The 21,099-nt window shown below is 69.9% G+C and carries 19 protein-coding genes; 7 read left to right on the top strand and 12 right to left on the bottom strand.

The features are described from left to right. Window positions 1–139 precede the first annotated feature (139 nt). The 7 genes from ACFU95_RS18575 to ACFU95_RS18605 all read right to left on the bottom strand — a co-directional run bounded on the left by ACFU95_RS18575 (window position 140) and on the right by ACFU95_RS18605 (window position 6,889). A complete protein-coding gene (locus ACFU95_RS18575) occupies window positions 140–835 on the bottom strand; it encodes an LAETG motif-containing sortase-dependent surface protein (RefSeq protein WP_383828488.1) in 696 nt (231 codons plus the stop codon). A gap of 144 nt (window positions 836–979) precedes the next feature. Continuing rightward, complete coding sequence (locus ACFU95_RS18580) at window positions 980–2,107, bottom strand: LOG family protein (RefSeq protein WP_383828490.1); 1,128 nt, start codon at window positions 2,105–2,107, stop codon at window positions 980–982. A gap of 37 nt (window positions 2,108–2,144) precedes the next feature. Next, window positions 2,145–2,564, bottom strand: a complete 420-nt coding sequence (locus ACFU95_RS18585) for a VOC family protein (RefSeq protein WP_383828492.1) — start codon at window positions 2,562–2,564, stop codon at window positions 2,145–2,147. Between the two features lie 98 nt (window positions 2,565–2,662). After that, window positions 2,663–4,075, bottom strand: coding sequence for a hypothetical protein (locus tag ACFU95_RS18590; RefSeq protein WP_383828495.1), 1,413 nt, complete (start codon window positions 4,073–4,075; stop codon window positions 2,663–2,665). Next, window positions 4,057–4,797, bottom strand: coding sequence for an ABC transporter ATP-binding protein (locus ACFU95_RS18595; RefSeq protein ID WP_383828497.1), 741 nt, complete (start codon window positions 4,795–4,797; stop codon window positions 4,057–4,059). Before ACFU95_RS18595 ends, ACFU95_RS18590 begins: the two co-directional genes overlap by 19 nt. Window positions 4,798–4,977: 180 nt before the next feature. After that, window positions 4,978–6,351, bottom strand: a complete 1,374-nt coding sequence (locus ACFU95_RS18600) for an aspartate aminotransferase family protein (RefSeq protein ID WP_383828499.1) — start codon at window positions 6,349–6,351, stop codon at window positions 4,978–4,980. A gap of 19 nt (window positions 6,352–6,370) precedes the next feature. Next, a complete protein-coding gene (locus ACFU95_RS18605; RefSeq protein WP_048580694.1) occupies window positions 6,371–6,889 on the bottom strand; it encodes an Lrp/AsnC family transcriptional regulator in 519 nt (172 codons plus the stop codon). A 191-nt stretch (window positions 6,890–7,080) separates the two neighbouring features. Between ACFU95_RS18605 and ACFU95_RS18610 the strand changes: the two genes are divergently transcribed. Together ACFU95_RS18610 and ACFU95_RS18615 are read left to right on the top strand one after the other, a co-directional pair. Next, the gene (locus ACFU95_RS18610) at window positions 7,081–8,529 is read left to right on the top strand and encodes a gamma-aminobutyraldehyde dehydrogenase (RefSeq protein ID WP_383828501.1); all 1,449 of its coding nucleotides are present in this window, start codon (window positions 7,081–7,083) and stop codon (window positions 8,527–8,529) included. Window positions 8,530–8,669: 140 nt separating this feature from the next. Beyond that, window positions 8,670–9,860 (top strand): spermidine/putrescine ABC transporter substrate-binding protein, encoded by a 1,191-nt coding sequence (locus tag ACFU95_RS18615; protein ID WP_383828503.1) that lies wholly within the window; start codon window positions 8,670–8,672, stop codon window positions 9,858–9,860. 360 nt (window positions 9,861–10,220) lie between these two features. Here the strand turns inward: ACFU95_RS18615 and ACFU95_RS18620 are convergent, their stop codons facing one another. Together ACFU95_RS18620 and ACFU95_RS18625 are read right to left on the bottom strand one after the other, a co-directional pair. Further along, window positions 10,221–11,108, bottom strand: coding sequence for a shikimate dehydrogenase (locus ACFU95_RS18620; RefSeq protein ID WP_383828505.1), 888 nt, complete (start codon window positions 11,106–11,108; stop codon window positions 10,221–10,223). After that, on the bottom strand, window positions 11,105–11,785 hold the full coding sequence (locus tag ACFU95_RS18625) for an ABC transporter ATP-binding protein (RefSeq protein WP_383828507.1): 681 nt from the start codon (window positions 11,783–11,785) through the stop codon (window positions 11,105–11,107). The genes ACFU95_RS18620 and ACFU95_RS18625 overlap by 4 nt, the downstream gene beginning before the upstream one ends. Here ACFU95_RS18625 and ACFU95_RS18630 point away from each other — a divergent pair. Further along, the gene (locus tag ACFU95_RS18630) at window positions 11,780–13,123 is read left to right on the top strand and encodes an alpha/beta hydrolase-fold protein (protein WP_383828509.1); all 1,344 of its coding nucleotides are present in this window, start codon (window positions 11,780–11,782) and stop codon (window positions 13,121–13,123) included. The genes ACFU95_RS18625 and ACFU95_RS18630 overlap by 6 nt on opposite strands. Window positions 13,124–13,212: 89 nt before the next feature. On the opposite strand, the gene ACFU95_RS18635 is transcribed toward ACFU95_RS18630, so the two are convergent. Continuing rightward, window positions 13,213–14,799, bottom strand: a complete 1,587-nt coding sequence (locus tag ACFU95_RS18635; RefSeq protein WP_383828511.1) for an MFS transporter — start codon at window positions 14,797–14,799, stop codon at window positions 13,213–13,215. Beyond that, a complete protein-coding gene (locus ACFU95_RS18640) occupies window positions 14,780–15,472 on the bottom strand; it encodes a TetR/AcrR family transcriptional regulator (RefSeq protein ID WP_383828513.1) in 693 nt (230 codons plus the stop codon). The genes ACFU95_RS18635 and ACFU95_RS18640 overlap by 20 nt, the downstream gene beginning before the upstream one ends. Before the next feature lie 88 nt (window positions 15,473–15,560). Between ACFU95_RS18640 and ACFU95_RS18645 the strand changes: the two genes are divergently transcribed. Both ACFU95_RS18645 and ACFU95_RS18650 read left to right on the top strand, forming a co-directional pair. Continuing rightward, the gene (locus ACFU95_RS18645) at window positions 15,561–16,868 is read left to right on the top strand and encodes an MFS transporter (RefSeq protein WP_383828515.1); all 1,308 of its coding nucleotides are present in this window, start codon (window positions 15,561–15,563) and stop codon (window positions 16,866–16,868) included. A gap of 66 nt (window positions 16,869–16,934) precedes the next feature. Continuing rightward, window positions 16,935–18,749, top strand: a complete 1,815-nt coding sequence (locus tag ACFU95_RS18650) for a glycoside hydrolase family 3 protein (protein ID WP_383828517.1) — start codon at window positions 16,935–16,937, stop codon at window positions 18,747–18,749. A gap of 84 nt (window positions 18,750–18,833) precedes the next feature. Here the strand turns inward: ACFU95_RS18650 and ACFU95_RS18655 are convergent, their stop codons facing one another. Next, the gene (locus ACFU95_RS18655) at window positions 18,834–19,724 is read right to left on the bottom strand and encodes a helix-turn-helix domain-containing protein (protein ID WP_383828519.1); all 891 of its coding nucleotides are present in this window, start codon (window positions 19,722–19,724) and stop codon (window positions 18,834–18,836) included. Window positions 19,725–19,845: 121 nt separating this feature from the next. Between ACFU95_RS18655 and ACFU95_RS18660 the strand changes: the two genes are divergently transcribed. Both ACFU95_RS18660 and ACFU95_RS18665 read left to right on the top strand, forming a co-directional pair. Continuing rightward, entirely contained in the window at window positions 19,846–20,604 is a 759-nt protein-coding gene (locus tag ACFU95_RS18660) for a nuclear transport factor 2 family protein (protein WP_383828521.1), read from the top strand. Between the two features lie 28 nt (window positions 20,605–20,632). Next, window positions 20,633–20,956, top strand: a complete 324-nt coding sequence (locus tag ACFU95_RS18665) for a MoaF N-terminal domain-containing protein (protein WP_383828523.1) — start codon at window positions 20,633–20,635, stop codon at window positions 20,954–20,956. Window positions 20,957–21,099: the final 143 nt, after the last annotated feature.

Here is a 21,099-nt window from a genome sequence, read left to right on the forward strand (position 1 = left end):
ACGCTCCCACCCGCATCAGCCCCCTGGCAGCACTGCGCCCCACCGGATGACCCGATGGGGCGCAAAGACAGCCCACAATTCGCCAACAGCGTCCCGGGGAAGGGGACGGGCCGGACAAGGGTGTTGCTGTGCGGGTGTGTCAGCGGTCGCTGCTCGCCCCGCGACGGCGCAGGCCGAAGAAGACCGCGCCGCCACCGATCGCGACCAGGGCGACCGCGATGCCGGCGATCAGGCCGGTGTTGGAGTTCGCACCGGTCTCGGCGAGGTTGGAGTCACCGGCCGCCGGGGACGGGGCGCTGCTCGCCGTGTCCGCGGGGGTGGTGCTCTCGCTCTCCGAGGGCGTCGGGGTGGGGGAGTCGGTCTCCTCGGCCGGGGTCGAGGCGGAGTCCGACGGGGTCGGGGTGTCCGACGGAGCCGGCGGCTCCTCCTCGTCCTTCTTGCAGGCCGTGGACGGCGTCGTCAGGTTCGGCTCGATGTCCTCGTCGACATAGCCGCCGGCCTTGACGTGGACGCGGTACTCGGCGTCCGGCTTCCAGTCCTCGGCGAAGGTGATGGTGACACCCTCGCGCGAGCCCTTGACCACCTGCTCGCCGACCTTCTTCAGGTCGGCGCCGTTGTTCTGCAGGAAGACGCTGACGGTCGCCGGGACACCGCTGGGGTCCACGTCGGTGACCGTGATGACACCCTTGTCGCCGTCGCATTTGGCTTCGGCGGAGAATTCACTGATGTTGCACGCGAGCGCGTTGCCCGCGAGGCCGAGCGCGAGCGCGGCCGAGGCGGAGGCAACACCAAGAGCGCGCGCGGAACGCGCGACAGTACGGCGGTTTATGGACACTTTTGTCCTTACGAGTTGCACCACTGAGGGGGGTTGAACGAGGCGGCGATGCGACATCACCGTCCCCAGGAGTCTCACAGGTTTATAAGCGTGGCATAAGCAGTGTCAACGCGTATGCGGTCCACAGCCGTTGGCTTTGCCCTCTTATTGCTCGCTGAGACGTTTCAGTGCCTCCGGAGCCTCCTCGATTCGGTCGACCAGGGCGATACGGGACTCCATCGACCGCTCCCGGGCAAGGGACTTCAGCAGCGGCCAGGCCGGCAACCTCTCCGTCCAGTGGGCCCGGTCCACGAGCACCATCGGGGTCGGCTCGCCGCGCGACTCGTAGTAGTTCGGCGTCGCGTTGTCGAAGATCTCCTGAACGGTGCCGGCAGCACCCGGCAGGAATACGACGCCCGCGTTGGAGCGGGCCAGGAGGCCGTCCTCGCGGGTGGCGTTGGCGAAGTACTTGGCGATGTGGGAGGCGAAGGGGTTCGGCGGCTCGTGGCCGTAGAACCAGGTCGGGATGCCCACCGAGCGACCGCCCTTCGGCCAGCGGCCACGGACCTCGAAGGCGGCCGTCGCCCACTCGGTGATCGAGGGCGTGAACAGGGGCGCCTTCGCCAGGAGCCGGAGCGCGTCGGTGAGCATCTCCTCGTCGTACGGGGCCGCGTAGGCGCCGAGGTTGGCCGCCTCCATCGCACCCGGGCCGCCGCCGGTGGCGACGGTGAGTCCCGCGCGGGTCAGGTCCCGGCCGAGCCGCGCGGCACCCTCGTACGCCTCCGTGCCGCGCCGCATCGCGTGGCCGCCCATGACGCCCACCACCCGTGCGCCGGAGAGCAGTTCGTCGAGCGCGTCCGAGACGGAGTCGTCGTGCACCGCGCGGAGCATGGAGGAGTGGATGTCGCCGTCCGCCTTGGTCCGCTGGAACCAGGCGTACGCCCGGGCGTCGGGCGTGTTCTCGTAGCCGTCCGCCGCCAGGGAGGCGAAGAGTTCGTCGGGGGAGTAGACCAGGCCGCGGTACGGGTCGAAGGGCAGGTCCGGGACCGGCGGGAAGACGAGGGCGCCGTCCGCGCGGATCTTGGCCGCCGCCTCCTCGCGCATCGGGCAGCCGAGGAAGAGGGCGTCCGCCGCGCTGGTGGTGAGCAGTTCGCGCGTACGGTCCGTCAGGTCCACGGCCTGGACGCGGAACCCGGCGAGGGAGCCGCGCGCCGAGACGGTCGCGTCGAACTCCTCCAGCGTCTCTATCTCACGGTCGTTGTGGTGGGCCGCATGGGCGGGCATCGTCTGCACCCGCCCATGCTAGGCACCACGCACCGGCCGGGCGGCGTCAGCCCTCGATGGCCGACGGGTCCATCCAGACGACCTCCCAGGTGTGGCCGTCGAGGTCGTCGAAGGCGCGGCCGTACATGAAACCGTGGTCCTGGGTCTCGCCGGAGACGGAACCGCCCGCGGCGAGCGCCTTGTCGACCAGCTCGTCGACCTTCTCGCGGCTCTCGGAGCTCAGCGCGATCAGCACTTCGCTGGTCTTCGTCGCGTCCGCGATGGGCTTCTTCGTGAACTGGGCGTACTTCTCGTGGGTGTGCACCATCGCGACGATGGTCTCGCTGATCACGACGGAGGCCGTCGTGTCGTCGCTGAACTGCTCGTTGATCGAGTAACCGAGCTCGGTGAAGAACTTCTTCGAGGCGTCGAGGTCGCTCACGGGCAGGTTCAGGAAGATCATCTGCTGGTACGCGGGGGCGGTCATCGTGGTCTCTCCCATCGGGGTGTCTGCTGTTCGGTGGGGTAGACCGGGGGTTCGAGCGGAACTCATCGCCGGGCGGAGATTTTTTTCGTGCGCGGCTTTCAGCGTGTGGCCAGGGGCAGCGCGGCCAGCTCGGCCACGATCAGCGTGAGCGGGCAGAAGAAGGCGAGCAGGGCGCCGGCGCGCAGGGCCGCCGCGCTGCGCAGCAGCGTGCTGGGGGCGCCGAGGCGGACCAGCGCGGCCGTGGTGTCGGCGCGGGCCTGCTTGGCCTCCACGGCGGCCGTGAGGAGGGTGGCCACGGCGCAGCCGGTGACCACGGTGGCGCCGAGGGTGCTGAGCGGGCCGACGTTGGCGGTGGTCGCGGGGGCGGAGAGCGGGGCCATGGCATACGCGGCGGAGGCCACGGCGCAGACGACGCCGAGCGGGCGCCCGATGCGGGTGGCTTCCGCCATCAGGACACGGCCCGCCAGGAGGCGGACGGCGCCCGGGCGTACGGCCTGGAGGAGGCGGCCGCAGAGGTGGGTGAGGCCGGGGGCGGCCAGGGCGAGCCCGACAGCGGTCAGGAGCCAGCCGGCCAGCACTCCGGCGGGGCCGGCGGGCAGGGCGGAAGGAAGAGCGAGGGCGCCGCTCGCCGCCCGGGCGGCGTAGGCCTCCACGGCCAGGCCCGCGGCGACGACGGCGATGCCCCAGGGGAGGCCGACGGGGGGTTTGCGGGGGGCCGGAAGACAGGCCACGTGGTCGAGGGGTTCCCGGGAATCCTGGGGTTGCTCGTGTTCCTGGGGTTGCTCCTGTTCCTGGGCTTCCACGGCGTCCTCGGCCGCGGCCGGCGTGGAGGCCGGTTCGCCGCTCGCGCCCTCCGGCGGCGGGCCGCCCTTCTCCGAGGCACCCCGCCGGCGCGCACCGAACCGTCCGTACGCCCCGAACGTCTCCCGGGCCACCGCCCTGCCGTACGCCCCGAAGCGGCGGTACGACTTTCCCGCGGCGCCCCGCGCCCGGGTGCGGGCCGGTTCCTTCGGCCGGAGGGCGAAGGCCACCGTGGTCGACGCGACCGCCGGTACCAGGGTCAGCAGAGTCAGGGCGGCCGGCAGGGGGAGAGGGCTGTTCGCCGCCAGGAACTGCGCGGCCGCGCCGTCGAAGGGCATGCCCGTCAGGTCGCCGCGCAGATGGAGGAAGACCAGCAGGGCGAGCATCGAGCCGAGGGTGCAGGACAGGGCCGTGGTGGTGGCCGAGACCAGCATCAGACGGGCCGGGCCCAGGCCGATCGCCGCGAGGCCGGGGCGCGGCCTGGTGCCAGGGTCGGTGCGGGCCACCGCAACCGCGAGGTGGACCGTCGCCGCGAGCGGGGGTACGCACCAGGCCAGGCGCAGGATCGCCGCCCCGGCGTCGGTGTGCGACATGGCGTAGCCCAGGGCGCAGAGCAGCAGGAAGCCCGTGCCCGCCGAGGCCGCCGCCACGAGCAGGCGGCGCAGCTGTACGGCGGGCTGGGCGCTTCGGGTCAGACGGAGAGCGAGCACGCGGCCCGGCCTTCCGTCGCGGTGACCGGGGGCAGGTGCACCGTGTTGACGCGCCGGCCGTCGAGGAGTGCGACGGTGCGGTCGGCGAAGGCCGCGTTCTCCACGTCGTACGTGGCCAGGACGACGGTGATGCCGTGTGAGCGGGCCGCCGTCGTCAGGGTGCGCAGGACGTGCGCGCGGTCGGCGCGGTGCAGGGGAGCCGTCGGTTCGTCGGCGAACAGGACCGTGGGTGAGGGGGCCAGCGCCCGGGCGATGCAGACGCGCTGCCGTTCGGCCTGGACCAGCTGGTGCGGGCGCTTGCGGGCCGACTCGCCGACGTCCAGGCGGTTCAGCCACTCCAGCGCGGCCGTCTTGGCGCGCCGGCGGCTGGTGCCGCGCAGCATCAGGGGGAGGGCGGCGTTCTCCCAGACGTTCAGCTCGGGGACGAGCGTCGGGGTCGGGTCGATCCAGGTGAAGCGGTCGCGGCGGAGACGTTCGCGGGCCAGCGCGCCCATGGTGTGCACCGGGATGCTGTTGAACCAGACCTCGCCGCCCCGTGCCGGGAGCAGGCCGGACAGACACCGCAGGAGAGCCGTCTTGCCGCTGCCGCGCGGGCCCGTGACGGCGAGGATCTCGCTCTCGCGCACGCCGAGGGAGACCCCGCCGAGCGCGGGGGAGCCGTCGTGGTGCGTGAAGTGCAGCGCGCGTGCCCAGAGCACGTCGTTGTCCGGCGGAGCCTCCATGGGCGTACACCTCGTCAGATCCGTAGTTCCCGTGCCGTTCCCCCGTGCGGGGGAACGAAGACAGGGCCGATCGGTTACCAGGCACGCTAAGGATCCGGGACCGGAACGCCGGACAGCACGCGGCGGGGGTGCACCCTTCTCACTCCTACGGGTGCACCCCCGCCGCGAAACCGCCGAGGGCTAGAGCTTGGTCCACGCCTCCGACAGGGTCGCCCGCAGGATCTGCTCGATCTCGTCGAAGGTCTCCTGGTTGGAGATCAGCGGCGGCGCGAGCTGGACGACCGGGTCACCCCGGTCGTCGGCACGGCAGTACAGGCCGTTGTCGTAGAGGGCCTTGGAGAGGAAGCCGTACAGGACCCGCTCGGTCTCCTCGTCGTTGAAGGATTCCTTCGTCGCCTTGTCCTTGACGAGCTCGATGCCGTAGAAGAAGCCGTTGCCGCGGACGTCGCCGACGATCGGCAGGTCGTGGAGCTTCTCCAGGGTCGCGCGGAAGTTGCCCTCGTTGTCGAGCACGTGCTGGTTGAGGCCCTCGCGCTCGAACAGGTCGAGGTTGGCCAGGCCCACCGCGGCCGACACGGGGTGGCCGCCGAAGGTGTAGCCGTGCAGGAAGGTGTTGTCGCCCTGGTAGAAGGGCTCGGCGAGGCGGTCGGAGATGATGCAGGCGCCGATCGGGGAGTAGCCCGAGGTCATGCCCTTGGCGCAGGTGATCATGTCCGGGACGTAGCCGAACTTGTCGCAGGCGAACGTCGTGCCGAGGCGGCCGAAGGCGCAGATGACCTCGTCCGAGACCAGCAGGACGTCGTACTGGTCGCAGATCTCGCGCACCCGCTGGAAGTAACCGGGCGGGGGCGGGAAGCAGCCGCCCGCGTTCTGCACCGGCTCCAGGAAGACCGCGGCGACCGTCTCCGGGCCCTCGAAGAGGATCTGCTGCTCGATCTGGTCGGCGGCCCAGCGGCCGAAGGCCTCCGGGTCGTCGCCGAAGAGCGGGGCGCGGTAGATGTTGGTGTTCGGGACCTTGTGCGCGCCGGGGACGAGGGGCTCGAACGGGGCCTTCAGGCCGGGCAGGCCGGTGATGGACAGGGCGCCCTGCGGGGTGCCGTGGTACGCCACCGCACGGGAGATCACCTTGTACTTGGTGGGCTTGCCGACCAGCTTGAAGTACTGCTTGGCGAGCTTCCAGGCGGTCTCGACCGCCTCGCCGCCGCCGGTGGTGAAGAAGACCTTGTTGAGGTCGCCCGGTGCCTCGTGGGCCAGCCGCTCCGCCAGCTCCACGGCCTTCGGGTGGGCGTAGGACCACACCGGGAAGAACGCCAGCTCCTGCGCCTGCTTGAACGCGGTCTCGGCCAGCTCGACGCGGCCGTGCCCGGCCTGCACCACGAACAGGCCGGCGAGACCGTCCAGGTAGCGCTTGCCCTTGTCGTCGTAGATGTAGGTGCCCTCGCCCCGGACGATGGTCGGGACGGGGGACTTCTCGTACGAGGACATACGCGTGAAGTGCATCCACAAGTGGTCGTACGCGGTCCTGCTGAGGTCCTGAGGGCTGTTGCTGCTCACGGTTATCGGGTCCTCACGGTTATCGGGTTCCCCACATGTAGGTCTGCTTCTTGAGCTTGAGGTAGACGAAGCTCTCCGTCGAACGCACTCCGGGGACCGCCCGGATGCGTCGGTTGATGACGTCCAGGAGGTGGTCGTCGTCCTCGCAGACGATCTCCACCATCAGGTCGAAGGACCCCGCCGTCATCACCACGTACTCGCATTCGGACATGGCGGTCAGCGCGTCGGCGACCGACTCCACGTCGCCCTCGACGTGGACGCCGACCATCGCCTGCCGGCGGAAGCCCACCGTGAGCGGGTCCGTGACGGCGACGATCTGCATCACGCCTTGGTCGAGCAGCTTCTGGACGCGCTGGCGCACGGCCGCCTCGGACAGGCCCACGGCCTTGCCGATGGCGGCGTACGGCCGGCGGCCGTCCTCCTGAAGTTGTTCGATGATGGCGAGGGAGACGGCGTCCAGCTGGGGTCCGCCGCCGTTCCTGGACTCGCGGGAGTCCCTGTGCTCTGCGCTTCGACTGGCCACGACGTCACTGTGCACGACGTCTCGACAGTTCCGCAAGGCCAGAGCGATGAAATTCGTTGTTTACGCGACTGAGACCTGCGGATTTCGCAGCCATGGCGCGATCAGGGGTGTTGAAAACGTGGCACGGCCGACTAGGGTGGGTGTCTCAGTAACTGGACAACCAGGACTGACAGCCAGCAGCAGTGAGACCTGACAGGAGGCCGGCAGTGAGCACCGAGCTGGGACGGCTGCGCAAGCTCCGCAACTACATTGACGGTGAGTTCCGGGACGCCGCCGACGGACGGACCACCGACGTGGTCAACCCCGCGACGGGCGAGGCGTACGCGACCGCGCCGCTGTCCGGGCAGGCGGATGTCGACGCCGCGATGGAGGCCGCCGCCCGTGCCTTCCCGGGCTGGCGTGACACGACCCCCGCCGAGCGGCAGAAGGCCCTGCTGAAGATCGCGGACGCGTTCGAGGAGCGGGCCGAGGAACTCATCGCGGCCGAGGTGGAGAACACCGGCAAGCCGATCGGGCTCACGCGGTCCGAGGAGATCCCGCCGATGGTGGACCAGATCCGCTTCTTCGCCGGTGCGGCGAGGATGCTGGAGGGCCGCTCCGCAGGCGAGTACATGGAGGGCCTGACCTCCATCGTGCGCCGTGAGCCGATCGGCGTCTGCGCGCAGGTCGCGCCCTGGAACTACCCGATGATGATGGCCGTGTGGAAGTTCGCCCCGGCCCTGGCCGCCGGCAACACGGTCGTGCTGAAGCCGTCCGACACGACGCCCGCCTCGACGGTCCTGATCGCCGAGATCATCGGCTCGGTCCTGCCCAAGGGCGTCTTCAACGTCATCACCGGCGACCGTGACACCGGCCGCCTCATGGTCGAGCACCCGACCCCCGCGATGGCCTCCATCACCGGTTCCGTGCGCGCCGGCATGTCGGTCGCCGAGTCGGCGTCCAAGGACCTCAAGCGGGTCCACCTGGAGCTGGGCGGCAAGGCGCCGGTCGTGGTCTTCGAGGACACCGACATCGCCAAGGCCGTCGAGGACATCTCCGTCGCGGGCTTCTTCAACGCCGGGCAGGACTGTACGGCCGCCACGCGCGTCCTCGTCCACGAGTCCATCCACGACGAGTTCGTGCAGGCGCTGGCGAAGGCCGCCGCCGACACCAAGACGGGCCAGCCGGACGACGAGGACGTGCTCTTCGGCCCCCTCAACAACCCCAACCAGCTCAAGCAGGTCTCCGGGTTCATCGAGCGGCTGCCCGCCCACGCCAAGGTCGAGGCCGGCGGTCACCAGGTCGGTGACAAGGGGTACTTCTTCGCGCCGACCGTCGTCTCCGGGCTCAAGCAGGACGACGAGATCGTCCAGAAGGAGGTCTTCGGCCCGGTCATCACCGTGCAGTCCTTCTCGGACGAGGCGCAGGCCCTGCAGTGGGCGAACGGCGTCGAGTACGCGCTCGCGTCGTCGGTGTGGACCAAGGACCACGGCCGCGCGATGCGGATGTCCAAGGCGCTGGACTTCGGCTGTGTGTGGATCAACACGCACATCCCGCTGGTCGCGGAGATGCCGCACGGCGGGTTCAAGAAGTCCGGCTACGGCAAGGACCTCTCGGCGTACGGCTTCGACGACTACACGCGGATCAAGCACGTGATGACGTCGCTGGACGCGTAGCCCGGTACGGCGCAGCCCCGGACGAGCCGAGTGCCGTCCGGGGCTGTGGCGTCTCCGATCGACAACCTGTCCGCCGGGTACCGGTCCACTCGACACGGCGTCGATTGCCCGGCCCTCGGTCGCGGCGGCATGCTGCGGCAATGGCCCTCCCCCCGATGAACTCCCCGCTCTCCCGCCGGAATCTGCTGCGCACGCTCGGTGCCGGCACCCTGCTCGGCGGGCTCGCCGGATGCGGTGTGCGGCCCGCCTATGTGGCGCCCGCCGACCGGGCCGCCACCGATGTCTCCGCCACCGACAAGCGGCTGACGTGGGCGAACTGGCCGCTGTACATCGACACGGACGACGAGGACGCGACGCGGCGGCCGTCCCTGGAGGCCTTCGAGAAGCGCACCGGCGTCTCCGTCGAGTACGTCGAGGAGATCAACGACAACGACGAGTTCTTCGGCAAGATCAGCCCCGCCCTGATGAACCACCAGCGCACCGGCCGCGACCTCATCGTCATCAGCGACTGGATGTGCGCCCGGTTCGTACGGCTGGGCTGGGTGCAGGAGATGGACCGGGCGCGTCAGCCGAACGTGACCAAGTACCTGGACCCGCTGCTGCGTTCACCGGCCTTCGACCCAGGACGGAAGTTCACCGTGCCGTGGCAGTCCGGCATCACCGGCATCGCGTACAACCGCCGCCGGCTCGGCCGCGACATACGCGAGGTCTCCGAGCTGTGGGCGAGCGACCTGAAGGGCCGGGTGACCCTGCTGTCCGGTCTGGACGAGGCGTTCGCGCTGCTGATGCAGGGCAACGGCGTCGACATCACGCGCTGGACGCAGGACGACTTCCACACCGTCTGCGACCAGGTCGAGAAGCAGGTCCGCACGGGCCAGATCCGCCGCTTCACAGGCAACGACTACATCAAGGACCTGTCCAGCGGCGACGTCCTGGCCTGCCAGGCGTACTCGGGCGATGTCGTCCAGCTCCAGGCGGACGACCCCGACATCCGCTTCGTCGTCCCCGAGGAGGGCGCCGAGCTGTGGTCGGAGTCCCTGATGATCCCCAACCTGGCCCGCCACAAGGCCAACGCCGAGCGGCTGATCGACTACTACTACGAGCCCGAGGTCGCCGCCGAACTGGCCGCCTGGGTCAACTACGTCTGCCCGGTCCCGGCCGCCCGGGACGTGCTCGCCTCCGCCAAGGACGAGGAGACGGCCGCGCTGGCCGAGGACCCGCTGATCTTCCCGGACGCGGCGATGCGCCGACGGCTGGCCGTCGCGCGGGACATCACGTCCGAGGAGCGGGTGGGGTTCGCCAAGCGGTGGAACGCGATCGCGGGGTTGTAGGCGGGCCTCAGCTCCGTGTTGTGACTCAGAATCATGGTTGGCACTTACGAGGGATAGTTGGCACTGGATTCGGGGCTTGTCGGGGCCCAGCGGGTCTCTAGATGATTGTGCTGCGGCTGTGTCGACGAAAAATGCCTCGTTCTGGTCGCGCGATCTCGACCGGCCCCGACTTGGTGATCACCATCTTGGACCGGTGTCCGTTGCGGTAGCTTGCACCTCCGGTGCGGACTCCAACACCCGCTTGGTCAGATGCTGCTGGAGGCTTCGCGCTGCGGGTCGTTCGCCTTGTCGGCGGTGCACGCCTTGTGGAGATGTCGCGGACATGTGGAAGGGCGACTGGCTTCTACTGGGGGAAGGTGTTCACTCCGAGGAGTCCAGTTCGGCGGCGTGCGCGAGCATCCGCTCTCGGTCCGGTTTCCTCCCCGTGAAGAGCTGGAAGGCGTCGGCGGCCTGGAAGACGACCATGCCGACGCCGTTCTTCGTGACGCAGCCGCGGGCGCGCGCGGTATGCAGCAGTTCGGTCTCCAAGGGCCGGTACACGATGTCGACGACCCACAGACCTGGGTGCAACAGGTCGGCGGGGAGGGGCAGTCCGGGGCGGGCGGCCGTGCCCGTCGGGCTGGCGTGGACGAGACCATCGGCCCGGGACAGCAGCGGCGGCAGGCCGTCCGGGGTGGTCGCGCTGGACCGGCCTTCTCCGAAACGCTTGTTGAGGGAGTCGGCGAGTGCCACGGCCCGGTCTGTCAGCGGGTCCACCACGGTGAGGTGGCCGCTGCCCGCGCCGAGCAGGGCGTGTGCGACAGCCGCCCCCGCTCCCCCGCAGCCCAGCTGAACGACCCGGTCCCGTGGGACGTCGGTCAGTTCACAGTCGTAGAAGGCGGCGAATCCGGTGACGTCGGTGTTGTGCCCGACGGCCCGGCCTCCACCGCTTCCGTCCTCGAAGACGACGGTGTTCACGGCTCCCGTCGCCTCGGCCTGTGGGCTGAGTTCGTCGAGATGGTCGATGACGAGCTGTTTGCAGGGGTGGGTGATGTTGAGCCCTCGGAAGCCCATGCCGTGCGCCGCCTTCAGCAGTTCACCCACCCTCCTGGGTTCGGCGCCGATGCGGTCGAGGTCGATCAGCCGGTAGATGTAGCGCAGGCCGTGCCGGTCGGCCTCATGTTTGTGGAGTGCTGGGCTGAACGAGCCACCGATGCCGGAGCCGATCAGGCCGACGAGGTACGAGGCCTTTCTCGCGGGCGCGCTCACAGGCCCAGGTAGATCTGGCGGACCCGCGTGTCGCGGCTGAGTTCCTCGGAGGTGCCCGTCATCGCGACGCTGCCGTTCTCCATGACGAGGCAGTGGCTGGTCGCGCCGAAGGTGAGCTTGGCGTTCTGCTCGACCAGGAGCAGGCTCAGGCCCTCCTCCCGCAGCCGCCGCAGGGTGTCGAGGATGAAGCCGACGAGCTTGGGTGACAGGCCCATCGACGGTTCGTCGAGGAGAAGGATCCTCGGCCTGGCCATGAGCGCGCGTCCGATCGCGAGCATCTGCTGCTGTCCGCCGGAGAGGGCTCCGGCGAGGCGTCCGCTCATCTCCCGCAGGACGGGGAAGAGTTCGTGCACCTCGTCGAGGGCGGCCCGGGTCTCGTCGTCCCAGCGTCGGGCGTAGGCGCCGAGCAGCAGGTTCTTCTCCACCGACAGGCCTGGGAAGACGTGCCGGCCCTCCGGGACGTAGCCGATGCCGTGGCGCACCATGTTGCGGGCCTTGACCCGGGTGAGGTCGCGCTCGCCGAGCAGGACGCGTCCGCCGCTGCGCGGCACCAGACCCATCAGCGCCTTGAGCGTGGAGGTCTTGCCCGCGCCGTTGGCACCGATGATGCCGATCGAGGCGCCCGGCTCCACGCTGAAGCCGATCGAGCGGACCGCGCAGACCCCGCCGTAGTGCACGGACAGGTCCTCGACGGTGAGCGCGGCGGCGGCCGTGCTCTCGGTCGTGATCTGCTGGAGCCGTTGCTGGCCACCGGCGACTACCCGATCACCCCCGGCCACTTCGCCGGCATCACCACCGTGCCGCTGCCGTCGGGAACATTCAGCTACGGGTTCTACGTGAACTGCACCACCGACCCGCAGACCGGCTGCACCCGGCTCCAGGACCCGAGCAACCCCTCCTGGGACCACCGGAACGGCAGTACCCCGGTCACCGGCTCACCGCAGACGCTCAGTCAGGTGTACGTCCCCTCCGACGAGCGCTTCGGCACGGAGGACCTCTCGTGGCAGGCGCCCCGCAGGACGGCGGGGAAGCTGGTCGACCTCACCTATCCCTCACCCCAGTCCTCCAGCCCGGTCGGTGAGCACACGGTGGCCGTGTACACCTCGCCTGGCTACGACCCGAACCGGGAAACGCCCTACCCCACGCTCTACCTCAGCCACGGTGCCGGCGGCAACGACCTCGACTGGAGCACCCAGGGCGTGGCCAACCGCATCCTCGACAACCTCTACGCCGATGGCAAGATTCAGCCGATGGTCGTCGTGATGACCAACTTCAACGGCCTCTCCTGCGACGGATCGGCGGTCAACTGCTACCGCGCCGACCTGCTCCAGAACGTCATCCCGTTCATCGAGTCGCGCTTCAACGTCTCCCACCGGTCCGACGACCGCGCCTTCGCGGGGCTGTCGGCGGGCGGAATGCGCGCCAACGACCTGCTCTTCAACGCCACCGAGGAGTTCGGCTACTTCGGCAGCTGGAGCCTTGGCGGGGCCGGCGCACCTCCGGTCACCGACCCGCGCTGGCAGAACCCGGCCCTGCGTACCCGGCTCGGCCTGTTCATCGGCGGTGGCAGGTTCGACGCCTCCCACATGACCCAGGGGCAGGCGCTCGCCTACCAGGCGAACCTGACCGCCCAGAACATCCCGTACGTCAACGCGACCCTCGACGGCGTCCATTCCTGGGCGGTCTGGCGTGAGCTGCTGCGCCGCTTCGCCACCGACATCGTGTTCAAGACCACCCGTACGACGCTCGCCCACGACGCGTCGGACCGTAAGGTCGTCGCCACCGTCAGCCCGGCCACGACCCAGCCCGAGGCCCCTTCCGGCCGCGTCCAGTTCTATGTCGACGGCGTCGGCGTCGACCATGCCGTCGGTCCTGCCCGACGCGTTGGCCGCGACGGCACCGTCACCCTCCCCGGCCTGGGCGGACTTGCGCCCGGCCCGCACACGGTCACCGCTGTCTACAGCGGTGACCACCTCTACCGGACCAGCACTTCAGCGTCCCTCACCATCAGCTGAGAGGGGCGACCACCATGGCATCGCCGAGGACGCGAGTGTCTTCGGCGATGCCATGGCTCGGTCCCTGCCCGGCGATGCAGTTGACTCGGTCACCCACCCTGTGGCGCGGGAGCGGGGGACGGAGCCGGTGCATCGCCGTTCTGTGGGCGTGAACCTGCCTGGTACGTAAGGGAGTTCGCGTCCGCCGAGCCGGCCGCGCGGTGGCGCAGGCCGGTGACCACGAGGAATGTCATGAACAGCAGCGCCGCCGCGGCGACCCGGTAACCGATCGCGACCGCGTGGGTGAAGGCCGCCACCACTTCGGCCCGGCTTCCGGGATCCATGCCGGCCGAGGCGGCGAACGCACGCGCGGGCGAGTCGCCGTGCACGGCGACGGCGGAGGGCAGCCGATCGGAGAAGCCGACCGCGAGTGCCGTTCCGACCACGGCGATGCCGAGCGCACTGCCGAACTCGCGGGCCGCGCTGCTCAACCCGGAGCCGACGCCCAGCCGGTGCGGCGAGAGCCCGGCCACCACGGCGTGCGAGAGCACAGGCGTGGCCAGGCCGTTGCCGAGCGCCATGACCAGGAGATAGCCGGCGTACACCGGATACGGCGTCGAGGCGGTCGCGGTGGACATCAGCAGCAGGCCCGCGGTGACCAGAAGCATGCCGACGGCGACCGTGGGCAGCTCGCCGAAACGGTCGGACCAGCGCGGGCTCAGCCGCGTCACGACCATGATCCCGACCGCGACGGGCAGGACACCCAGACCCGCCTGGACGGGGGAGAAGCCCTTGACGTACTGCAGGAACTGGGCATTGACGTAGAACAGCGCGAACATGCCGAAGAACAGTGCGGCCAGGCCGAGGGTGCCGGACCGCACCGGGCGCAGGCGCAGCAGCCGGGGGTCCAGGACCGGGTGGGCGGTGCGCAGTTCATGGACGACGAACGCGGTGAGCACCAGCAGCGCCGCCGCGAATCCGGTCAGTACGGGGTACGACACCCAGCCCTGCGAGGGGCCCTCGATGATGCCGAACAGCATCGCCGTGCTGCCCAGGATGAGCAGGAGTGAGCCGGGCAGATCAAGAGCGGTCGCCTGTCGCGCCGGGCGCGGTGCGGTGCGTGCCGTCCAGCACAGCAGGACGGCGGCGAGCGGGACGTACACCCAGAACATGGCCTGCCACGACAGATGCTGCACGAGCAGGGCGCCACCTGTGTTGCCCAGCACGCCACCCACCGCGAGCGAGGCGCTCCACGTCGCGACGGCGGTCACCCGGCGCTCTTCAGTGACGGAGTTCAGCAGCAGGGACATCGAGGCGGGCATCAGCAGGGCGGCGCCCGCGCCGCACAGGACCCGGCCGGTCAGCAGGAGTTCGACGGAGGGGGCCAGCGCGCACACGGCCGAGCCTGCCCCGAACAGCCCGATCCCGGTCAGCAGGGTCCCCTTGCGGCCGAACCGGTCGCCGAGCGCGCCGGCCGGGATGAGCAGTGCGGCGAAGACGAGGACGTAGGCGTCCACGATCCACAGCACCTCGCTGGGTGACGGATGCAGGTCGCTTGCCGACAGCTCGGGTATCGCCAGGTTGATCGCGGCGACGAGGGACTGGGCGACCATCACCGTGGCGTACATGACCAGCGGCGCGGTGCGCCCGCCGTGTTCGCCGTCGGCCGCCGACGGTTCAGTCGAGGCCACGGGCATTCCCGGTGACGGTGCGGGCGAGCCGGTCGAGGTAGGAGCGGTAGGCGCCGAGCATGTCCCACTGCCCGCCGGACAGGGCCCACTGGACCTGGAAGCCGTCACTCATGGCGAGGATCTCGCGGGCCGTCGCGGCACAGTCGACGTCTTCGCGGAGCAGCCCGGCCGCGATGCCGTACCGCAGGGTGCGCTCGACGCGTCCGAGGATCGTCTCGTAGCGCTGCTGGAAGTACGCGTGAGCCGGGTGCTCCGGGTTGGCCGCCTCGGCGGACAGGACGGCGTACATCTGCACCAGGCCGGGCTGGGTGACGTTGAACTCGGTCTGTGCCGCCATCCGGCGCAGCATCTCGACCGCGTCCAGGCCGTCGGGCTCGCCCATGCCTTCGTAGAAGGTCTCCATGGCGTGCTCGGTGCGGGCCTGGAGCACCGCCATGAGCAGCTCGCGCTTGGTGCCGAAGTGGTGCAGCAGTCCGGCCGGCGAGATGCCGACGTCAGCGGCGATCTTCGGGAGTGAGGAGTTGTGGTAGCCCCACTGCGCGAAATGCCCGATCGCCGAATCGATGATCAGCCGGCGACGTTCGTCGGCAGCCGCGTACGGGCCGGTCTTGCGACGTCGCCGGGGTCGGGGACTCTCAGGGACTTCACCCTGTTCATCCTGATTTGTGACGTGTGTCACTCGCTTAAACACCTACTCCGCATTCGGTTTTTAACCTACGGTGCAGCGTACGCGCCGTCGATGTCGACGGCCAAGCACAGGAGGAACCATGGTGCGCAGTGATTCGGCTGCACCCGGCCGCATCGCGCCGTCCCCGGCACCGCTCCCCGAGGACAGGCATCCCGAGCCGGAGGCCGCCTCGCCCGGGCTCGTCGCCGCTCTCGTCCTCGCTCAGTACGGCGCGTTCCTCGCGCTGCTGACCCCCGTGGCCGTGTCGGTCTCCCTGCGAGTCACCCAGCTCGCGCCCCACGACAAAACGACCACCCTGAGCCTGGTGCTGGGCGTCGGGTCACTGTTCGCCCTCATCTCCAACCCGCTCACCGGGGCCCTCTCCGACCGCACCACAAGCCGCTTCGGCAAGCGCCGCCCCTGGCTGCTCGGCGGCATGGTGACAGGAACGATCGGCCTCGCCACAGTGGGCGCCGCGGGCAACATAGCGCTGCTGACCGCCGGCTGGGCACTGACCCAGTTCGGCATCCACGCCACCCTTGCCTCGCTCAGTGCCGCCATCGCCGACTTCGTGCCCGACCGCCAGCGCGGAAAGGTTTCCGGAGCCCTGGGCCTCACGCCCAACCTGGCCATGCTCACCGGTGTCTACGGCGCCACCCAGCTCACCCATGACAATCTGCTCCTCTTCGGCGTGCCCGCGGTGATCGGCCTGGCCGCCGTATCCGTCCTCGTCATCGTGCTGCGCCGCGACACCCCCGCGGTGCGGGAAGAACTCCCGCCGTTCGGGCTCGCCGAGTTCGGGCGCAGCTTCTGGTTCGACCCGCGCAAGAACCCTGACTTCGCCTGGAACTTCCTCGGCCGGTTCCTGGTCTTCATCGGCATGGCCTGCGTGACGAGCTACCAGCTGTTCTTCGTCACCGACCAGCTGGGCCGCACTCCCGAGGAGGCCGTGAGCGTCATCGCCACCTCGACGCTGGCACTCACCGGCGTGGGCGTGGTCTGCTCGCTTTCCGGCGGTTGGATATCCGACCGGATCCGTCGGCGCAAGCCCTTCGTCGCCGCCGCCTCCGTCGTCCTCGCTCTCAGCCTCGGTGTGCTGTACACCGCGCGGTCCGAGGCCGGCTTCTACCTCGCGATCGGCGTCTACGCCTGCGGCTTCGGGCTCTACATGGCGGTGGACGTGGCCCTCGCGGTCAGCGTGCTCCCCGACCGGCGCAGGGCGGCCAAGGACATGGGCGTGCTCAACATCGCCAACGCCCTGCCGCAGTCCCTGGTGCCCATGGTCGCTCCGCTGTTCCTCACGCTGAACCCCGATGGCGGAAGCGAGTTCGGAAAGCTCTACCTGTTCGGCGCGGTGTGCTGCATCGGCGGCGCGCTGGCCGTCGCGCGCATCCGCACGGTCCGCTGAACCCCGCCCGGCACACACCCGGCCGCTTTCCTTTCCCCACGCATGCCTGATCCGAAGAGGAGTCCCATGGCAACCGCCACCCGCCCGCCCCGCGACCTCAACCACAACGGCACCGTCGAGCCGTACGAGGACCCCACTCAACCGGTGGAGCGGCGGGTGGCGGACCTGCTCGGCCGCATGACCCTTCAGGAGAAGGCCGGTCTGCTCTTCCAGACGATCCTCACCATGAACCCGGACGGCACCCTCGTCGAACGCGCGGACGCACCCGGCGGCGCGCCCACCACCGAGCTGATCTCCGGCCGTTCGATGAACCACTTCAACCTCTCGGGGTCCGGCAGCCCGCGTGCGATGGCCGAGTGGCACAACCGCCTTCAGGAGCTCGCCTCCGAGACCAGGCTCGGCATCCCGGTCACCCTCGCCAGCGACCCACGCCATTCGTTCACCGACAACCCGGCCACGGCCATGCGCTCCGGCCCGTTCTCCCAGTGGCCCGAGCCACTCGGTCTCGCCGCGCTGGGCGACACCGACCTGATACGCGCATACGCGGACACCGTGCGCCGCGAGTACCTGTCGGTCGGCATCCGGCTTGCCTTGCACCCCCAGATCGACCTCGCCACCGAGCCCCGCTGGGCCCGCGGCAACGGCACTTTCGGCGCCGACGCCGAGCTGACCTCACGGCTTGTCGGCCCCTACCTCGAAGGATTGCGCGGCGGCGACCGGCTCGGTCCTGACAGCGTGGCCGCGATGGTCAAGCACTTCCCCGGAGGCGGCCCGCAGAAGGACGGCGAGGACCCGCACTTCGTCTACGGCCGCGAGCAGGTCTACCCCGGAGGCTTCTTCGACTACCACCTGAAGCCGTTCCGTGCCGCCATCGCCGCCGGAGTCTCGCAGATCATGCCGTACTACGGAATGCCGGTCGGTACCGAGCACGAGGAGGTCGGCTTCGGCTTCAACCGGGGTGTCATCACCGGCCTGCTGCGCGAGCAGCTCGGCTTCGAAGGCATCGTCTGCACCGACTGGGCCCTGATCAACGACGCCCCGATCATGGGCCACCCCTTCCCGGCGCGGGCCTGGGGCGTGGAGCACCTCAGCCCGCTGGAAAGGGTTCTGAAGGTGCTCGACGCAGGCGCCGACCAGTTCGGTGGCGAGGCCTGCCCCGAACTCGTCGTCGAACTCGTCCGCTCCGGCCGGCTGGACGAGGCCCGCCTCGATGTCTCCGCCGCCCGGCTGCTGCGCGAGAAGTTCCGGCTCGGTCTGTTCGAAGACCCGTTCGTCGACCCGGACCTCGCGGAGGAGACCGTCGGCGCTTCGGCCTATCGCACTCAGGGCGCCGCGGCCCAGCGCCGTGCGCTCACCCTCCTGGTCAACGACGGAACGCTGCCGTTTCGTCGGCCCACGCGTCTGTACGTCGAAGGCATGTCCTCGGACGCCTTCACCGCGGCGGACTCGCTCCAGCTCACCGACGACCCCGGCGACGCCGACGTCGCGGTGCTCCGCCTCGACACCCCCTACGAGCCGCTGCCCGGCGCGGACTCCGCGTATGAGCGCGGATTCCACCGAGGCAGGCTCGACTTCCCCGCAGAGCGACTGCGGGAGATCCTCCAGCTCCTCGACGCCGTCCCCACTGTCGTCGTCCTCCACCTGGAACGCCCGGCCGTGATCCCGGAGATCGCCGAGCGCTGCGCCGCACTCCTCGGCGCGTTCGGCGCCGGCGACGACGCGGTGGCCGACGTGCTCCTCGGCCGTGTCGCTCCCGAGGGGCGCCTGCCCTTCCAGCTCCCGCGGACCATGGACGAGGTCACCCATGGCCGTCCCGACGTTCCGCACGAGAGCACCGACCCGGTCTTCGACTTCGGACACGGTCTGACCTTCGCGCCGTGATGTGACGGACTGACACACGGACGCGGGTTGCCCGTGACACCACGAGCGGGCGGCGGAAGTGAACCGTTGCCGTCCGGCAAGGCGTCACACGGTGCGTTCGCCCCGGAACGCACCTGGCGTCTGCCCCGTGGCCCGGGTGAAGAACTTCCCGAAGTTGGTGGGTTCGGTGAAGCCGAGCCGGTGGCCGATCGAGGCCACCGGCAGGTCGGTGTGGGCGAGGAGGCGCTTGGCCTCCAGTGATACGCGGTTGTCGATGAGCTGTTTGGCGGTCTGGCCGGTGGCGCGGGTGCAGGAGCGGTTGAGGGTCTTGAGGGAGTAGCCGAGTGCGGTGGCGTAGTCGTGGGCGTGGTGACGTACGGCGAAGGAACGCTCGAGTTCGTGGCGGAAGAGACGGTACGGCTCTTCCGTCGCCCCTGTCGGCTGCGGGAAGTCCTCCGGGGCGGGGAGGAGCGTGATCCGCAGCAGGAGGGCGGACAGGAGGTGGCGCAGCAGCTCACGGACGATGTCCGGGGCCTGGCCGGACGGCAGGGCGTAGCCGTTGGCGAGGTCGGCGAAGGCGCGGCGGAAGTGGTTGTGGTCCTCCCCGGCTAGCTGCCAGGCAGTGGGGCCGAAGGGGTCGTCGATGGGCATGGAGGCGGCCGGCGGGCGGGAGAGGAAGTCCCCGGTGAAGAGGATCAGGGTGCCGCCCAGGTCGGCAGGGGAGCCGTCGGAGGTGACGGGGAGGCGCTGGACCTGGCCGGGACGGACGTGCAGCAGGGTGCCGGGGCGGCAGGGGTGGTCGACGAAGTCGACGGTGATGGTGCCCTCGCCCTGATCGACGAGGGTCAGGTGGTGGAAGTCCAGACGGTGCAGCCGGGTGAACTCGGGCCTGGTCAGGCGGTGCCGGAAATCGGCGTAGGAGAGGACCTCCACGCGCAGGCCGGAGCGCGACGGATTTCTGTAGAACCTCTGTTCGAGTCGTGTCTGCTGTCCCATTTCCATCACACTAACGCCCACTTTGATCGTGATCCTGGTCGCATCCTGCCGGAGAGTGGATGAGGCCGGGCCACACGAGTGGTGCCGCAGCGACAAGGAAGAACCAGAACGGAGCAATGCCGTGAGCAGCAAGGAAAACGTCCTGAAGGCCGCGGGGGAACTGTTTGGGGACAAGGACCCGAGTGCGGTGGAGCGCTGGGTCGCCGCCGACTACCGCCAGCACAGCAGCCTGGCGGCCGATGGCCCCGAAGCCCTGCGTCAGCTGGTCGCCGGTCTCCCCGAGGGCTTCCGCTACGAGGGTGCCCGGGTGATCGCCGACGGTGACCTGGTGGCACTGCACGGCACGTACCACGGCTTCGGCCCGGACCCGCTGGTCGCCTTCGACCTGTTCCGCGTCGACGCGGACGGCAAGCTCGCCGAGCACTGGGACGCCCTGACCCCGGTGGTGTCCCCGACAGCGTCGGGCCGCTCCCAGACCGACGGCCAGAGCGAACCGCGTGACCTGGACCGGACCGAGGCCAACCGCGCCCTGGTCCTCGAGTTCGCCGAGAAGGTCCTCAAGGGCGCCGACTACTCCGTCCTGACCGACTACATCTCCACCGAGACCTACCTCCAGCACAACCCGGAGGCCGCCGACGGCCTGGACGGCTTCGGCGCCGCGGCCGCCAAGTGGGGCGAGCAGGGCAAGAACCTCGTCTACAAGACCGTCCACAAGGTCGTCGCCGAGGGCGACCTGGTGCTGCTCCAGTCCGAGGGCGAGTTCGGGGTGCCGGTGGCGTACTGGGACCTGTTCCGGGTCGCCGACGGCAAGATCGTCGAGCACTGGGACGTGATCGCGCGGGTCCCGGACGAACTGCCGCACCCCAACGGACTGTTCTGACCATCCCTCAGGCCACCGGGAGGCCCGTATGAGCACCGCGACCTACGCGGGGAAACGGTTCCGGCTCACCGTGGACAACGGCGTCGTCTTCCACAACACCTACGCGGCAGACGGCACCAAGCTCCACTGGGAAGCCGTCGCCGGACCGACGAAGGGCGCGTCGGAGGACGTCGATCTGCACGCCGCCGAGATCGTCCCCGGGGTGTTCCTGGTCGGCTGGACGGAGAAGTCCGGCATGACCGTTTCCCACGCGATGAACATGAACAGCAACACGGTCCACGCCTTCTGGACCTACCAGACCGACGACGGCCGCGTGGGCGAACTGCACACCGGCACGCTCGAAGAGCTCTGACCCCACCCCGGGGCCACGCGCACCCCCACATCCGGGGGGCGAACCCCTCCCCCCAGAAACCCCCTGGACACCAGCCCCCCCCCCCCCACCCAGACCCCCCCCCCCCGCTGCCCCCTCCCCCCCCAAGCCCCCCCGAAACCCCG

This window comes from Streptomyces sp. NPDC057623, assembly GCF_042800355.1.
Lineage (GTDB): Bacteria > Actinomycetota > Actinomycetes > Streptomycetales > Streptomycetaceae > Streptomyces.

Coding starts and splice junctions, on each gene's coding strand:
- ACFU95_RS18585 (WP_383828492.1), bottom strand. CDS start 2,564: ATGACCGCCCCCGCGTACCAGCAGATGATCTTCCTGAACCTGCCCGTG.
- ACFU95_RS18595 (WP_383828497.1), bottom strand. CDS start 4,797: ATGGAGGCTCCGCCGGACAACGACGTGCTCTGGGCACGCGCGCTGCAC.
- ACFU95_RS18615 (WP_383828503.1), top strand. CDS start 8,670: ATGGCCCTCCCCCCGATGAACTCCCCGCTCTCCCGCCGGAATCTGCTG.
- ACFU95_RS18635 (WP_383828511.1), bottom strand. CDS start 14,799: ATGCCCGTGGCCTCGACTGAACCGTCGGCGGCCGACGGCGAACACGGC.
- ACFU95_RS18645 (WP_383828515.1), top strand. CDS start 15,561: ATGGTGCGCAGTGATTCGGCTGCACCCGGCCGCATCGCGCCGTCCCCG.
- ACFU95_RS18650 (WP_383828517.1), top strand. CDS start 16,935: ATGGCAACCGCCACCCGCCCGCCCCGCGACCTCAACCACAACGGCACC.
- ACFU95_RS18655 (WP_383828519.1), bottom strand. CDS start 19,724: ATGGGACAGCAGACACGACTCGAACAGAGGTTCTACAGAAATCCGTCG.
- ACFU95_RS18665 (WP_383828523.1), top strand. CDS start 20,633: ATGAGCACCGCGACCTACGCGGGGAAACGGTTCCGGCTCACCGTGGAC.